Below are 15,464 nucleotides of genomic sequence, written 5' to 3' on the forward strand. Positions count from 1 at the left end.
TGGAGCCGATACGCACAGGTGCCGGCGGGTATGGACGGCGCCGCGCGGGCGCCGGAACCGGCACGCCGCCACCCCGCCACCCCGCAGGAGGACGTCATGCAATCGAATTCCAGGATCCGGCTGGAGAACGACGAGACCGACGGCGAGGCGATCGACACCGGCGCATGATGCGCCCAAGCGGCGTGCATGTGCTGCATCGTCACCGCCGACAGGCAAAGGAGGCCACCGTGCAACATCGACAGGACGCACAGATTCTCGACCCGTATCGCGGCCACGAGATCCGCGTGTGGGCGTGGCGCAACGACAGTGGCGCGTGGCGCGACGAGGTGCAGGTGTATGTCGGCGGCGCGCGCATCGAGCTGGTCGAGCCGGCGCCCGCCGGCGCCGAATGGCTGACCGAGAACGAAGCATTGCGCGCGGGCGTCGAGCGCGGCCGTTACCTGATCGACAAGCGCATCGACGACGACTGACCGGCATCGCGCTCGCGCGCCGGTGTTGCGTTTCTTGACCGCCTGACGCCTGACGCCTGACGCCTGACGCCCGACGCCCGACGCCCGACGCCCGACGCCCGACGGTTCCGGGCCGGTGGCGCGTCGCGCGTTACGCGCACCGGCCATTCATGGCTGCCGCTACGATCGCGATCGCGACGTGCACGCTCCGTGCAAGCCCGATTGCGGCATGACGACCTCGACGCGAATCCGGCGAACGAGATTGTGGAGAGCTGGACGCCTCAGGGCCGCGCGGCGATTTCATCCAGATGCCACAGCAGATCCGCCGGATCGTCGTACACGCGCAGCGCGCCCGCGCGTTCCAGTTCGTCGCTGCCGTAGCCGCCCGACAGCAGCCCGACGCCGAGCGCGCGGCAGCGGCTGGCGGCGAGCATGTCCCAGATGCTGTCGCCGACGACCACCGTGTGTTCTATCGGCACGTTCAGCTGCGCGGCCGCGGTCAGGAACAGGTCGGGGTCCGGTTTTGCATATTTCACCTGGTCGCGCGTGACGACGACGTTCTTTGCCGGATCGACGCCGAGCGCCTCGAGATTGATGGCGGCCGTTTCCATCCGCCCGCTGGTGGCGATCGCCCAGCGGATGCCCGCGTTCGACAGCGCGGCAAGCAGCTCGCGCGCGCCCGGCAGCGGCCGAACCTGCGCGCGCAGCCGCTGGTACGCGGCCGCATGCAGCCGGGCGAGCCGCTCGACGCGCTCGGCGTCGATGTCGCCCGCCGTCTCGCGCAGCAGCTGGTTCAGGAACAGGCCGCCGCTCATCCCGATCTTGCGGTGGATGCGCCACACCGACAATTCGATGCCCTCGGCATCGAGCGCTTCCTTCCACGCGAGCACGTGCTGATAGACGCTGTCGACGAGCGTGCCGTCGAGATCGAACAGAAAAGACGTTTCAATGCGCATGTAAATCTCCTGGCCCGATCGGGTTCGGGCGAATCGTCGGTAAAAATCCTGTCGACACATTATCAGCGCATGGCCATGTCATGGCGATGTCCCGTGGCCGCAACGTGCCGTGTCGTGCCGCGATGCGATGAGTCAAGCGCCGCTGGTACAATCGCGGCGATGCGCCGGGCCGGGTTTTCCGCGCCGTACGCGCCCCCAACCCTCGTCTCGTCGATTCCAGGTATGGCAACACCGGACGCCGTCAGTTCCAGTCAGTCGTGGTGGGGCGTATTGGCCCTCGCACTCACCGCCTTCATCTTCAATACCACCGAATTCGTGCCCGTCGCGCTGCTCAGCGCGATCGGCGACAGCCTGCACATGCAGCCGACCGACGTCGGCCTGATGCTGACGATCTACGCGTGGGCCGTCGCGGTCGTATCGCTGCCGCTGACGCTGGTCACGCGTCATGTCGAGCGCCGCAGGCTGCTGGTCTGGGCGCTGGCGGTGTTCATCGTCAGCCATATCGTCACCGGCGTCGCGTGGAATTTCGCGGTGCTGATGGTCGGCCGGCTGGGCATCGCGTGCGCGCACGCGGTGTTCTGGTCGATTTCCGTCCCGCTGGCCGTGCGGCTCGCGCCGAGCGACCGGAAAAGCCGCGCGCTCAGCCTGCTGGCGATGGGCACGTCGATCGCGATGGTCGCCGGCATCCCGCTCGGGCGCGTGATCGGCGAGGCGTTCGGCTGGCGCGTCACGTTCCTGATCATCGCGGGCGCGGCGGGCATTGCGTTGCTGCTGCTGCGCGCGACGTTGCCGGAACTCCCGAGCCAGGGCGCCGGATCCGTCGGCAGCATCGGCGTGTTTCTGCGCAAGCCGGCGCTGGTGGCGCTGTACGCGATCACCGTGCTCGTGGTGTCCGCGCACTTCACGTCGTACACGTACATCGAGCCCTTCGTCCAGAGCGTCAACCACGCGAGCAACAGCCGGATCACGTATGTGCTGATCCTGTTCGGCATCGCCGGCATGCCGGCCGCGATCTGCTTCAATCGCATCTATCCGCACCAGCCGGACAAGTTCCTGCTGGCGTCGATCGTCGCGTTGTCGGGCTGCCTGCTGGTCCTGTTCCCGTGCGCGCTGAACATCGTCACGCTGTCCGTGCATACGCTGGTCTGGGGCGGGGCGATCGTCTGTTTCGGCCTCGCGATGCAGGCGTGGGTGCTGAAGCTGGCGCCGGAGGGGACCGACCTGGCGGTGTCGATCTTCTCGGGCCTGTACAACGTCGGCATCGGCGCCGGCGCGCTGCTCGGCAACCATATCGCCGGCGACTTCGGGCTGCCGTGGGTCGGCACCTTCGGCGGCGTGGTCGGCGCGCTCGCGGTCGGGATCGCGTGGCTCGCGTTGCGCCTTCACGCGAAGCGGGCGACGGTGGACCCAACGGCGGCCACCGGCGTGCAGTGAAGGCGACAGCGGCCCGATGCATTCGTTTCCCTTGCAGACCGGGATGCGCAAACCGACAGCGCGCAGTAAGTTCGTGCCGTCGGTTCGCGTTGACAGTCCGGTGACGCAACGATGAACGGCCACCGCATTTCGGATCGCGCTTCAGGCGTCATGCAATCGAATAACCGCCGTCGGCCACGAGCGCATGCCCCGACACATAGCTGGAATCGTCCGATGCGAGGAACGCGACGATCGTCGCCATTTCCTCGGCGGACCCCCACCGTCCTGCCGGTGTCGCCGCGGCAAAGCTCTGCCGTGCATCGTCCGACGGCCAGATGCCGCGATGATGGAACGGCGTTTCGATCAGCCCGGGGCACAGTACGTTGACGCGCACGCCTCGCCTGAACCACTCGATCGATGCCGTCTTCGTCATCCCGATCACCGCGTGCTTGCTCGCGATATAGACCGACGCATTCTCGAAGCCGATGAGGCCGCCCATCGACGCGTTGTTGATGATGCTGCCCGAACCCTGGCGCAGCATGATCTCGGCCGCGTATTTCATCGAATTGAACACGCCGCGCACGTTCGGTTCGAACACCATGTCGAATCGTTCGGCATCCTGCTCGAGCAGCGGCGCGAACACGCCTTCCGTGCCGGCATTGTTGAACGCGATGTCGAGGCGTCCGTAGGTCGAAACCGTGAAATCGAAGAGCTTGCGGAGATCGTCTTCGTTCGCGACGTCCGCGACGAAGGCCTTTGCTTCGCCGCCGGCAGCCGTGATTTCCTCGACCAGTCGATCCAGTTCGGTCTTGCGCCGTGCGGAAACGACGACCTTCGCGCCGCGACGCGCGAGTTCGAGCGCGGATGCGCGGCCGATGCCGGAACTGGCGCCCGTCACCAGTGCGATGCGGTCCTCGAGTCGAGCCGGATGTGTGCTTGCGTTCATGATGAGATTCCCCAGAGTGGTTGACCATTCACGTCGAAACGACGTCTGACGCTCATTGTGGTCGTTCGTCGGTCGCAAAAAAATGGAACAATGGCGCATTCAGAATTCCCGTTTCGGGAATTAAAATCGCTTCTTCGCGAGCTTCAAAGGGGTTCCTCATGCTCAACCGGCTCGACATCCTGAAGATCTTTTCCGCGGCGGCCGCGGCGCCCACGTTCCGCGAGGCAGCCGCGCGGCTCGGCGTGTCGCCGCAGGTCGTGACGCGCGCGGTGCGCGAACTGGAAGAGATGCTGGGCGAAACCCTGTTCCACCGGACGACCCGCAGTATCCGGATTACGGCCTTCGGCCAGTCGTTTGCGCTTGAAGCGCAGGCGGCGCTTTCTGCCGTCGACGGGCTGTTCGGGGCCGCGAACGGTCAGGTCGACGAACCGGTCGGCGTCGTCAGGATCACGGCCCCGTCAGGCATGGGGCGTCATTACGTGCAGCCGGTCCTGACCGATCTCATGCAGCGGTATCCGGGGCTCGTGCCTGACCTGCGGCTGTCGGATGTGCCGTCGCCGGTGGTCGACGAACAGATCGACATCGGCGTGCGGGTCGGGGCGATCGGAGATAACCGCTTTGTCGCGCGTATGGTCGGGCCGTTGCCGATGTGGGTCGTTGGCGCACCGTCGCTGATCAAACGGCTGGGTGAGCCGAAAAACCTCAAGGCGCTCGAATCGATGCCGGTGACATGCCTGATCGACCGTGCGAGCGGTCGGGCGTGGCCGTGGATTTTTCGCGGGGAGCAGCAATTCAAGCCCGCGTCGCCGGCCTATCTGACGGACGATGCGGAAGGCGAGATCGACGCCGTGTGCGCAGGGCTGGGATTCGGCCAGTGCTCGGAATATCTCGTGCGGCAATACATCAAGAAGGGGCGCCTGGTGCGGTTGCTGCCGAGCCTCGAACCCGAACCGTGGAAGTTGCACGTCTATCGGCCGCGGCGTGGACCGATGCCCCGGCGTATCAGGGTGGTGTACGACGAACTGGTGGCGAAGCTGGCGCAGGCAACGTGGCGAGGATAGTCGCTGCCGCCGCGTTTCCCGGCGATGAATCAAATTGTGGCGAAGCGGAGTGAATTTCCGGTTCCGCCATAAACCTGCAATAACCATCCGGATTGTTTCTGTTTGATCGAGTGTTTCTCCAAAGATTGGATTTTTCCTATTAATTATTCAAATCATCAACGAGAAAACATTCCAGATCAGAAAAACCATTATCTCCCAATATTTGACCGAATGCTGCAAAGATTGAAACAGGGAAAGAAACGTCATTAATCTGCGTACGCGTGCGAAACGAGCCGCGCGCGTCATTCACAACAACCGGGAGACGGAGATGAAGGGCATGAATCATTTAGGAATATTGATGATGTGCTTCGTTGCAGCGGCGATAGGCTTGTCCGCATGTGGCGGCGACGATGTCGGTTCGTCGCCGGCAACGGGTACATCGGCGACAGGGGCGAAGTCGACTGCGGGAACGATGCCGATGACCGGAGGCAGCGGAACCACGGCGATGCAGCAGATCGCGGTGAATCCGCCGCCGATGGGCTGGTCGTCGTGGAACAGCCTCGAGGAAAACGTCAGCTTCGATACGATCAAGGCCCAGGCCGACGGGCTGGCCGCGCTGAATGCGAACCTCGCGACGGGCAACAAGTACCAGTATGTGAATATCGACGAAGGCTGGTGGACGTCCAGAAAGCGTGACGCGAACGGCAACTTCATCCTCAACGTCGACATGAACGGCAATCGCACCAACCAATGGCCGGGCGGGATGAAGGCGATGGCCAATTACATTCACGGCAAGGGGTTGAAGGCCGGCATCTATATCGACTCGGGTCCGCAGGGCTGCGGAAACACGAATGGCACGCATTTTGTCGGCAGCGATTACGCGCACTACGATCACGATTTCCTGCAGTTCGCGCAATGGGGCTACGACTTCGTCAAGGTCGACTGGTGCGGCGGCAGCGCGGCCGGATACGATCCCCAGCAAGCCTATACGGCGATCTCGCAGGCGATTCAGAAAGCCTATGCCGCCACCGGAAAACTGCTGGTGCTGAACATGTGCGACTGGGGCACGCTCGGCAAAAGCGGATATCCGGACGCCGGCCTCGGGCCGTGGGACTGGGCGGCCGGCATCGCAACGTCGTGGCGGACGACGGGCGACATCTACGGGCCGGGAAGCGGTGTCCCGAACTTCGGCTCCGTGCTGGGCAACTTCAACGGCAACTATCATCCCGAAGGCCAGCACACCGGTTACTACAACGATCCGGACATGATGGTGGCCGGCATGGGCATGACGGCGGCGAACGACCTCGCGCACGTGAATCTATGGGCCATTGCCGGCGCGCCGATGATTCTCGGCAACGATCTGTCGAAGACACTCTCGGGCGATACGGTGAGTCTGCTCACCAATCCCGAGCTGATCGCGATCGACCAGGACATGCTGGGCCTGCAGGGATTGAAGGTCGCGGATGCCAATGGGCGGCAGGTCTGGGCGAAGCTGCTGGCCGGTGCAGGGAAGCGCGCCGTTCTGCTGTTCAACAACGGTACGGCGGCAAGCGACATGACCGTTACGTGGCAGCAACTGGGTTTCGCCGCGGGTACTTCGGCCACCGTCCGCGATATCTGGGCGCACAAGGATCTCGGCACGGCCACCGGTTCCTATACGGTCGCGAGCGTGCCCGCCGGCGGAACCGCGATGCTGGTGCTGGGCGGCACGGACCTTCCGTCGACGACATACCTGCCGGGCACGTTGACGGGCGGCGCGTCGTATTCGGACTGCCCTGCCTGCGCAAGCGGGAAGAAGGTCACCGGGTTGGGTGCGGTGACGTTCAATAACGTGACCTCGCAAACGGCAGGCGGCTACATCCAGATCGCCTACCAGAACACCGGAACGGAAACCGTCAAGGCACAGCTCGGTGCGAACGGCGGAAACGGAACGACGCTCGCGTTTCCGCCCACGGGCAGTGCGATCGGCACGGTGACGGCCTTCGTCAACCTGCGGTCGGGGCAGAACACGTTGACCTTGTCGAGCCTCGACGGTACGACTGCGTCGCCCGCGATCACGTCGATCGCCGTGGTGGCCGGGCCGGTGAAGGTGCCGCCGCCGCCGCCGTTGGCCTATGAGGCCGAGGCCGCCGGCAACACGCTCGGCGGTGCGGCGCGCGTGTCGTCGTGCGGCGCCTGCTCCGGCGGACAGGACGTCGGCTATATCGGGAACGGTGACGGCACCAGCAACGGAACGCTGACGATCAACGGCATCTCGGTTGCGGCGGACGGCACGTACAGCGTCGCGATCGCTTACGTGAACGGCGATTCGACACCGCGGAACGCGCAGCTCAGTTTCGACGGTGCAGCGCCGATCACCGTGGCGTTCCCGTCGACCGGCGGGTGGGGGAACGTATCGACGCTGACGGTGACGGGCGCGTTCAAACAAGGCGGCGCCAACACGCTGAAGTTCTCCAACCCGACGGGCTGGGCACCCGACATCGACGGAATCGCCGCACCGACGAGGCAATAACGTGCGCGTGGCGCGGCCAACCGGTCACGGGTGGTCGCGCCATCTCCGGGTGCGAACCTGACGAGATTCGTCACCCCGCGTCGGCAGGCACGTGGAAAGCCGACATATTGCGGCATCATCATGGGGCCGACGCACCCGCACCCGGTGCCCGACAATCGACTGGAGACCCTGCATGCCGATACCCCGGATTGAAACGCGCGACGCCCTGGGCGACCCCGATGTCGTCTATTTGAACCCGGATCACGTGCTCTGGGTGTCAAAGCCGACCGCCGCGCAGCGGCGGCCGGACAGCATGGCCATTCGCGTGGACGATCGCGTCAAGGGCGGCACGCTGCTGATGGCCGACCATCCGCCGGCCACCCAGCTCCTGCATGATCTCGGCCCGTTCGTGACGGTGACGCTGGCGAACCCGTCGTCCGACTATCCGGACGGTCTCGTGCATATTCGTGCGCATGCGATCGTCAAGATCGCGACGGACGAGCACGACAAGCCGCTGGCCGACCGGACGCTGGGCTGGGTCCATGTCCAGGACGGTTCGGCTTTCAAGGCCAAGGATTACGCCGGCGTGGCCGCGCAATGGCAGGCGTCGGTCGCAGCGGCTGGCCGCTGACCGGATATTCACGCCGGCGGGAGGGTGCAGCGGCCCGTCGCGCCGCCGCTGTCCGGCCACGTTTCCCCTCAGGAAAACCCTGACCTTCCCATGACGACCGCTGATTCCGGCGGTCGTTGCCCGCCTGCAGGCGGCCGGAGCGCAATGCTCGGGCCGCCGCATCCCGCATCCGTCCCATCCCGTTCCAGCAAGGCTCCGCGCATCGATAACCAGCCAAAAAAGGTATGGTGCGACGCAGTAAAACGCGCATATTCCTGGATTTCGATACCTGTCAGGTATGAAAACCCGAGTCCAAAAGTATTGGACGGTGCATTTGCCCGGCGCGTATAAATCCGTCCCATGAACTCCCCACACGCAGCGCACCCCATGTCCTCCGTCACCATCGAACGCATCGAAACCCGTCTCGTCGACCTGCCGACGATCCGCCCGCACAAGCTGTCGGTCGCGACGATGCACGGCCAGACGCTGATGCTCGTGAAGGTGTTCTGCAGCGACGGCGTGACGGGCATCGGCGAAGGCACCACGATCGCAGGCATGGCCTACGGCCCGGAAAGCCCCGAGGCGATGAAGCTCGCGATCGACACGTACCTCGCACCGGCGATCGTCGGCAAGGACGCGACTCGCGTCCAGACGCTGATGGCATTCGTCGGCAAGCTCGCGAAGGTCAACCACTTCGCGAAGAGCGCGCTCGAGACCGCGCTGCTCGACGCGCACGGCAAGCGGCTCGGCGTGTCGGTCGGCGAACTGCTCGGCGGCCGCCGGCGCGACCGCTTGCCGGTCGCATGGACGCTCGCTTCCGGCGACACGGCCACCGACATCGCCGAAGCCGAGCGGATGCTCGACTTGCGCCGCCACAACGTGTTCAAGCTGAAGATCGGCGCGAAGTCGCCGGACGCGGATATCCGGCACGTGGCCGAGATCAAGAAGGCCGTCGGCGATCGCGCGTCGGTGCGCGTCGACGTGAACATGGCGTGGAGCGAAACGCAGGCCGCGCGCGCGATTCCGGCGCTGGCCGATGTCGGCTGCGAGCTGGTCGAGCAGCCGGTCGCGTCGGCCGCGGCGCTCGCGCGCCTGATGCGCCGCTTCCCGGTCGCGCTGATGGCCGATGAAATCCTGCAGGGCCCCGACAGCGCATTCGACATCGCGAAGCATCACGGCGCGGACGTGTTCGCGATCAAGATCGAGCAGAGCGGCGGGCTGTTCGCGGCACAACGCGTGGCCGCGATCGCGGACGCGGCCGGCATCGAGCTGTACGGCGGCACGATGCTCGAAGGCGCGTTCGGCACGGTCGCTTCCGCGCACCTGTTCGCGAGTTTCGCGAACCTGCAGTGGGGCACCGAACTGTTCGGGCCGCTGCTGATCACCGAAGAGATCCTGACGCAGCCGCTGGATTACAGCGAATTCGAACTGACCGTGCCGGACGGCCCCGGTCTCGGCATCGAACTCGACGAGGACAAGGTCAGGCGTTTCACCCGCGACGGGCTCACGAAAGCCGCGCGGTAACCCGAGTCACGCAAAGTCGTCATACCCCCAAAACCACGTGGAGACACCATCATGAGCGTCAAAGTTTTCGATAGCCGGGAAGTGCAGGATCTGCTGAAGGCCGCGTCGAACGCCGGCGGCAACGGCGGCAACGGCGGCAACGCGCGCACGCAGCGGATCGTGCTGCGCCTGCTCGGCGACCTGTTCAAGGCGATCGACGATCTCGACATCACGCCCGACGAAGTGTGGGCCGGCGTCAACTACCTGAACAAGCTTGGTCAGGATGGCGAAGCAGCGCTGCTCGCGGCCGGCCTCGGCCTCGAGAAGTATCTCGACATCCGGATGGACGCCGAGGACAAGGCGGTCGGCCTCGACGGCGGCACGCCGCGCACGATCGAAGGGCCGCTGTATGTGGCGGGCGCGCCGGTGCGCGACGGCGTATCGAAGATCGACCTCGACGCGGACGACGGCGCGGGCCCGCTCGTGATCCACGGCACGGTGACCGGCCTCGACGGCAAGCCGGTCGCGGGCGCGGTGGTCGAATGCTGGCACGCGAACTCGAAGGGCTTCTATTCGCACTTCGACCCGACCGGCGCGCAGACCGAATTCAACCTGCGCGGCGCGGTGAAGACGGGCGCCGACGGCAAGTACGAATTCCGCACGCTGATGCCGGTCGGCTATGGCTGCCCGCCGCAGGGCGCGACCCAGCAACTGCTGAACGGCCTCGGCCGCCACGGCAACCGCCCGGCGCACGTGCACTTCTTCGTCGACAGCAACGACCACCGCAAGCTGACGACGCAGTTCAACATCGCCGGCGATCCGCTGATCTGGGATGACTTCGCGTATGCGACGCGCGAGGAACTGATCCCGCCGGTGGTCGACAAGACCGGTGGCACGGCGCTCGGCATGAAGGCCGATGCGTACCAGGACATCGAGTTCAACTTCGTGCTGACGCCGCTGGTACAGGGCAAGGACAACCAGATCGTCCACCGCCTGCGCGCAGCCGCGACGGCCTGACCGCCCGACGGCGCGGCGCGGATGCGCCGCCGCCGGCCGGGTCCCCGCGAGATTCAACCGAAACCGATGCGAGCGTGCTTGCAGGACGCGGCACGCGCATGGGAGGAGCCAACATGTCCGCCACCATCGACCAAGCCAACGAACTGGATCACCTGCTCGCCACCGCCGTGCAGGATGACAAGGAGGCCGGCGTATTCCGCTGCCGCCGCGACATCTTCACCAACGCCGAGCTGTACGAACTCGAGATGAAACACATCTTCGAGAGCAACTGGGTGTATCTGGCGCACGAAAGCCAGATCCCGGACAACAACGACTACTACACGACGTGGATCGGCCGTCAGCCGGTGGTTGTCACGCGCGACAAGAGCGGCGAGCTGCACGCGGTGATCAATGCGTGCGCACACAAGGGTGCGATGCTGTGCCGCCGCAAGCACGGCAACAAGGGCAGCTTCACGTGCCCGTTTCACGGCTGGACGTTCTCGAACACCGGCAAGCTGCTGAAGGTGAAGGACGAGAAGACGACCGAGTATCCGGTGCAGTTCAACACGAACGGGTCGCACGACCTGAAGAAGGTCGCGCGCTTCGCGAACTATCGCGGCTTCCTGTTCGGCAGCCTCAGCGCCGACGTGCTGCCGCTCGAGGACTACCTCGGCGAAACGCGCGTGATCATCGACCAGATCGTCGACCAGGCGCCGAACGGGCTCGAAGTGCTGCGCGGCAACTCGTCCTACATCTACGAAGGCAACTGGAAGATGCAGATGGAGAACGGTTGCGACGGCTACCACGTCAGCACCGTGCACTGGAACTACGCGGCGACGATGGGCCGCCGCAAGGAAGACGGCACCAAGGCCGTCGACGCGAACAGCTGGAGCAAGTCGGTGGCCGGCGTGTACGGGTTCGACAACGGCCACATCCTGCTGTGGACGAAAACGATGAACCCGGAAGTGCGGCCCGTGTACCAGCACCGTGACGAGATCAAGGCGCGCGTGGGCGACGTGCAGGCCGATTTCATCGTCAACCAGACGCGCAACCTGTGCGTGTACCCGAACGTGTTCCTGATGGACCAGTTCAGCACGCAGATTCGCGTCGTGCGGCCGCTCGGCGTCGACAAGACCGAAGTCACGATCTTCTGTTTCGCGCCGAAGGGCGAAAGCGAAGCCGACCGCACGCTCCGCATTCGCCAGTACGAGGATTTCTTCAACGTGACGGGCATGGGCACCGCCGACGACCTCGAGGAGTTCCGTGCATGCCAGGCCGGCTACGCGGGCATCACGGCGATGTGGAACGACCTGTCGCGCGGCGCGCCGCTGTGGGTCGACGGCCCGGACGAGAACGCGAGGAAGATGGGGCTGAACCCGCGCATTTCCGGCGAGCGCAGCGAGGACGAAGGGCTGTTCGTGTGCCAGCACGAACACTGGGTGAATGTGATGCGCGATGCGCTGAAGAAGGAACGCGGGGAGGTGGCGGCATGAACTTCGATTACCGGACCATCTGCGCCGCGCTGTATCGCGAAGCGCGCCTGCTCGACGATCGCCAGTGGGACGAGTGGCTGACCTGCTACACGGAAGACGTCACGTACTGGATGCCCGCGTGGGACGACGACGATCGGCCGACCGACGACCACCAGAGCCAGATCTCGCTGATGTACTACCCGGATCGCGGCGGCCTCGAGGATCGCGTGTTCCGGATCAAGACCGAGCGCAGCGGCGCGTCGACGCCCGAGCCGCGTACCAGCCACAACGTGACGAACGTCGAGGTGCTGTCCGAACGCGAGAACGAAGTGGACGTGCGCTACAACTTTCACACGCTGAACCATCGTTACCGCGTGACCGATCACTTCTTCGGCACGATGTTCGTCACGTTGCGCAAGTCGGGCGGCGAGTGGCTGATCTCGTACAAGAAGATCGTGCTGAAGAACGACTACATCCGGCAGGTGCTCGACGTCTATCACGTCTGACGCCGTTGTTTTGTCATGAAGGGAAGTGGAGGTGATGCCATGTCCAGCTACAAGATTGCACTGAATTTCGAGGACGGGGTGACCCGCTTCATCGACTGCAAGGCCGGCGAGAAAGTCCTCGACGCGGCTTTCCGCGCGAAGATCAACCTGCCGATGGACTGTTCCGACGGCGTGTGCGGCACCTGCAAGTGCCGCGCCGAAAGCGGCAGCTACGACCTCGGCGACGACTATATCGACGACGCGCTCACCGAAGACGAAAAGGACAGCGGCCTCGTGCTGACCTGCCAGATGGTGCCGCAAGGCGATTGCGTGATCGCGGTGCCGACGTCGTCGGTCGCATGCAAGACCGGCCAGAGCGGGTTCGCCGCGACGGTGACCAAGGTCGAGCAGCACAACGATGCGGCCGTCGTGCTCGAACTCGACGTCGGCGCGGCCGCGCCCGTGTTCCTGCCGGGCCAGTACGTGAACATCGACGTGCCCGCGAGCGGCCAGCACCGTTCCTATTCGTTCTCGTCGGCGCCGGCCGACGCGAAGGTCAGCTTCCTGATCAAGAAGATTCCCGGCGGCGTGATGAGCACGTGGCTCGACTCGGCGCGGCCGGGCGACAAGCTGGAACTGCACGGGCCGCTCGGCAGCTTCTACCTGCGCGACGTGCAGCGCCCGCTGCTGCTCCTCGCGGGCGGCACGGGCCTCGCGCCGTTCCTGTCGATGCTCGAGGTGCTCGCGCGCGCCGGTTCGCGGCAGAAGGTGCATCTGATCTACGGCGTGACGCGCGATCTCGATCTCGTGCTGGTCGACGCGATCGAGGCGTATGCGGCGAAACTGCCGAACTTCAGCTTCGCGACCGTCGTCGCGGACGCCGGGTCGAGCCATCCGCGCAAGGGTTGGGTCACGCAGCACATTCCGGCCGATGCGCTGAACGACGGCGACGTCGACGTGTATCTGTGCGGGCCGCCGCCGATGGTCGACGCGGTGCGCACGTACTTCGACGACGAAGGCGTGAAGCCGAACAGCTTCCACTACGAGAAGTTCACTCCCAACGTCACGGCAAAGGCGGCATGATCATGCAACGATTCTCCGGCAAGGTCGTCGTCGTCACCGGCGCGGCACAGGGCATCGGCCGCGGCGTCGCGCTGCGCGCGGCGGCCGAAGGCGGCAAGGTGCTGTTCGTCGATCGCGCGGATTTCGTCGCCGAGGTGGCGGCCGAAGCGACGGATGGCGAGACGGCGGGATTCGTCGCGGATCTCGAAACCTACGAAGGCGCGCACGCGGCGATCGCGTGTGCGGTGCAGACGTTCGGCGGCATCGACATCCTGATCAACGGCGTCGGCGGTGCGATCCGCATGCGACCGTTCGCCGAATTCGAGCCGGCGCAGATCGACGCGGAAATCCGTCGCTCGCTGATGCCGACGCTCTATACGTGCCACGCGGCGCTGCCGCACCTGCTCGCGCGCGGCGGCGGCACGATCGTCAACATCTCGTCGAACGCGACACGCGGCATCCGCCGCGTGCCGTATTCGGCGGCGAAAGGCGGCGTCAACGCGCTGACGCAGGCGCTCGCGATGGAATACGCGGAGCACAACATCCGCGTCGTCGCGACCGCGCCGGGCGGCACCAGTGCGCCGCCGCGCCGCGTGCCGCGCAATGCGGCCGGCGACAGCGAGCAGGAGCAGGCGTGGATGAGCGAAGCCGTGCGGCAGGTGACCGATTCGACGTTCTTCAAGCGTTACGGCAGCCTCGACGAGCAGATCGCGCCGATCCTGTTCCTGGCATCTGACGAAGCGAGCTACATCACCGGCACGGTGCTGCCGGTCGCGGGCGGCGATACGGGTTGAGCGGCGCGCTGTGCAGCCGCTTGCAGGTGTTGATCGACAACCAACCGGCCGGCGCCGAGACGCCGGCCACGGAGACATTCATGGGTGATCGCAAAGCCATCGTTCCGGCCGGAATGGAAGCGGTGTACGAAAAAATCGGCTACGCGCCGGGCCTGCAGGTCGGCGATACGCTTTACGTGTCCGGCCAGATCGGCCGCGACGCGGCGCTGCAACTGGTCGAAGGCCGCGAAGCGCAGATCGTGCAGGCGTTCGAGAACCTGAAACGCGTGCTGGAGGCGGCCGGCGCATCGTTCAACGACGTGGTCGACCTGACGACGTTCCATACCGACATGCGCGACCTGCCGCTGTTCATGCAGGTTCGCGACCGTTACGTCGATGCGCATCCGAAGCCGGCGTGGACGGCGGTCGGCGCGCACATGCTGGGCGGGTCGCCCGGTTATATCGTCGAGATCAAGGCGGTGGCGGTGCTGCGGGGATGACGCGTTGTCGGCGTGGTTGATCTGGCCGTGCATCGACGAAGCCGAATGCGTGTCCGATATTGGCGATTGCTGCATTCGACGCGGCGGCTGCGCCGATGCTTTGGCCGCGTTGCGTATCGGCCGCGCGAGTGCGCTGCCTTTCGCTCACCGGCTCGCGCGTGAAAACAGCAACGAATCGGCGTCGTTGAAGCGGATGCGCACCGGATCGCCGTAACCGGCTTTCTCCGCCACGCGGATCGACGCGACGTTGGTCGGCGCGATCAAACACACGCTGCGTTCGAACCGCTGCTGCGCATCGAGCCATGCGAGCGCGGCCGCGAGCGCCTCGGTCGCGTAGCCGTTGCCGTGTGCCCACGTCGCCAGGGCCCAGCCGGCTTCCGGCACGCCGCGAATCGACGGCTCGATGGCGCGATGGAAATCGGCGAAGCCGAGATCGCCGACGTAGCGGCCCGTCGCCTTCTCGCGAATCGCCCAGTAGCCGTAGCCGAGCAGCGGCCACAGCCCGCGATACGCGAGCAGGCGCATCCACGAGTCGCGCGGCGCCGACGGCTTGCCGTTGAAGATGTGCGCGACGACGTCCGGCTCGGTCCACATCGCGGCGAGCGCGTCGAAGTCGCCGAGCGGATGGCCTTCGAGGACGAGGCGCGGCGTGTCGAGGACGGGCGGGGAAGCGACGGGCGGCGTGGCATTCGACGTCATCGGGCATTCCATCGGCAGGAAGGGGAAAGGCACGCGGACCGGCCGCGCGGAACGTGCCGGTACGATACC

Annotated in this window: 16 protein-coding genes; 13 read left to right on the forward strand and 3 right to left on the reverse strand. The window is 65.6% G+C overall.

The annotated features are described in order from the left end of the window. Positions 1–30: 30 nt before the first annotated feature. Together GD429_RS40580 and GD429_RS22305 are read left to right on the forward strand one after the other, a co-directional pair. A complete protein-coding gene (locus tag GD429_RS40580; protein WP_193727168.1) occupies positions 31–168 on the forward strand; it encodes a hypothetical protein in 138 nt (45 codons plus the stop codon). 59 nt (positions 169–227) lie between these two features. Then, positions 228–470: a DUF6566 family protein gene (locus GD429_RS22305; RefSeq protein ID WP_174418570.1), complete on the forward strand. Its 243-nt coding sequence runs from the start codon at positions 228–230 to the stop codon at positions 468–470. A gap of 260 nt (positions 471–730) precedes the next feature. Here the strand turns inward: GD429_RS22305 and GD429_RS22310 are convergent, their stop codons facing one another. Beyond that, the gene (locus tag GD429_RS22310; protein ID WP_096475937.1) at positions 731–1,405 is read right to left on the reverse strand and encodes an HAD family hydrolase; all 675 of its coding nucleotides are present in this window, start codon (positions 1,403–1,405) and stop codon (positions 731–733) included. A 222-nt stretch (positions 1,406–1,627) separates the two neighbouring features. Between GD429_RS22310 and GD429_RS22315 the strand changes: the two genes are divergently transcribed. After that, the gene (locus GD429_RS22315; protein ID WP_152859989.1) at positions 1,628–2,839 is read left to right on the forward strand and encodes a sugar transporter; all 1,212 of its coding nucleotides are present in this window, start codon (positions 1,628–1,630) and stop codon (positions 2,837–2,839) included. Positions 2,840–2,987: 148 nt separating this feature from the next. Here GD429_RS22315 and GD429_RS22320 read toward each other — a convergent pair whose 3' ends face one another. Beyond that, positions 2,988–3,764: an SDR family NAD(P)-dependent oxidoreductase gene (locus GD429_RS22320; protein ID WP_152859991.1), complete on the reverse strand. Its 777-nt coding sequence runs from the start codon at positions 3,762–3,764 to the stop codon at positions 2,988–2,990. A gap of 158 nt (positions 3,765–3,922) precedes the next feature. Here GD429_RS22320 and GD429_RS22325 point away from each other — a divergent pair, with 158 nt between their 5' ends. The 10 genes from GD429_RS22325 (at position 3,923) to GD429_RS22370 (ending at position 14,696) form a co-directional block, all read left to right on the forward strand. After that, complete coding sequence (locus GD429_RS22325; protein ID WP_152859993.1) at positions 3,923–4,825, forward strand: LysR family transcriptional regulator; 903 nt, start codon at positions 3,923–3,925, stop codon at positions 4,823–4,825. A gap of 457 nt (positions 4,826–5,282) precedes the next feature. Next, complete coding sequence (locus GD429_RS22330) at positions 5,283–7,316, forward strand: alpha-galactosidase (RefSeq protein WP_227791715.1); 2,034 nt, start codon at positions 5,283–5,285, stop codon at positions 7,314–7,316. A gap of 172 nt (positions 7,317–7,488) precedes the next feature. Further along, positions 7,489–7,926 (forward strand): hypothetical protein, encoded by a 438-nt coding sequence (locus GD429_RS22335; protein ID WP_152859995.1) that lies wholly within the window; start codon positions 7,489–7,491, stop codon positions 7,924–7,926. Positions 7,927–8,292: 366 nt separating this feature from the next. Then, positions 8,293–9,429 carry a muconate/chloromuconate family cycloisomerase gene (locus tag GD429_RS22340; protein ID WP_152859997.1) on the forward strand — a complete coding sequence of 379 codons (1,137 nt, stop codon included), beginning with the start codon at positions 8,293–8,295 and terminating at the stop codon, positions 9,427–9,429. Positions 9,430–9,480: 51 nt separating this feature from the next. Beyond that, on the forward strand, positions 9,481–10,425 hold the full coding sequence (catA, locus tag GD429_RS22345; RefSeq protein WP_152859999.1) for a catechol 1,2-dioxygenase: 945 nt from the start codon (positions 9,481–9,483) through the stop codon (positions 10,423–10,425). A gap of 113 nt (positions 10,426–10,538) precedes the next feature. Next, on the forward strand, positions 10,539–11,897 hold the full coding sequence (locus GD429_RS22350) for a Rieske 2Fe-2S domain-containing protein (protein ID WP_152860001.1): 1,359 nt from the start codon (positions 10,539–10,541) through the stop codon (positions 11,895–11,897). Next, positions 11,894–12,382: a benzoate 1,2-dioxygenase small subunit gene (gene benB / locus GD429_RS22355; RefSeq protein ID WP_152860003.1), complete on the forward strand. Its 489-nt coding sequence runs from the start codon at positions 11,894–11,896 to the stop codon at positions 12,380–12,382. The genes GD429_RS22350 and benB overlap by 4 nt, the downstream gene beginning before the upstream one ends. 39 nt (positions 12,383–12,421) lie before the next feature. After that, a complete protein-coding gene (benC, locus tag GD429_RS22360) occupies positions 12,422–13,444 on the forward strand; it encodes a benzoate 1,2-dioxygenase electron transfer component BenC (protein WP_152860005.1) in 1,023 nt (340 codons plus the stop codon). After that, the gene (gene benD, locus GD429_RS22365) at positions 13,441–14,217 is read left to right on the forward strand and encodes a benzoate diol dehydrogenase BenD (protein ID WP_152860007.1); all 777 of its coding nucleotides are present in this window, start codon (positions 13,441–13,443) and stop codon (positions 14,215–14,217) included. The genes benC and benD overlap by 4 nt, the downstream gene beginning before the upstream one ends. 80 nt (positions 14,218–14,297) lie before the next feature. After that, on the forward strand, positions 14,298–14,696 hold the full coding sequence (locus GD429_RS22370; RefSeq protein ID WP_152860008.1) for a RidA family protein: 399 nt from the start codon (positions 14,298–14,300) through the stop codon (positions 14,694–14,696). 144 nt (positions 14,697–14,840) lie between these two features. Here GD429_RS22370 and GD429_RS22375 read toward each other — a convergent pair whose 3' ends face one another. After that, on the reverse strand, positions 14,841–15,395 hold the full coding sequence (locus GD429_RS22375; protein WP_227791716.1) for a GNAT family N-acetyltransferase: 555 nt from the start codon (positions 15,393–15,395) through the stop codon (positions 14,841–14,843). Positions 15,396–15,464 lie beyond the last annotated feature (69 nt).

This window comes from Burkholderia sp. BE17, from assembly GCF_009362305.1.
Taxonomy (GTDB): domain Bacteria; phylum Pseudomonadota; class Gammaproteobacteria; order Burkholderiales; family Burkholderiaceae; genus Burkholderia; species Burkholderia pyrrocinia_C.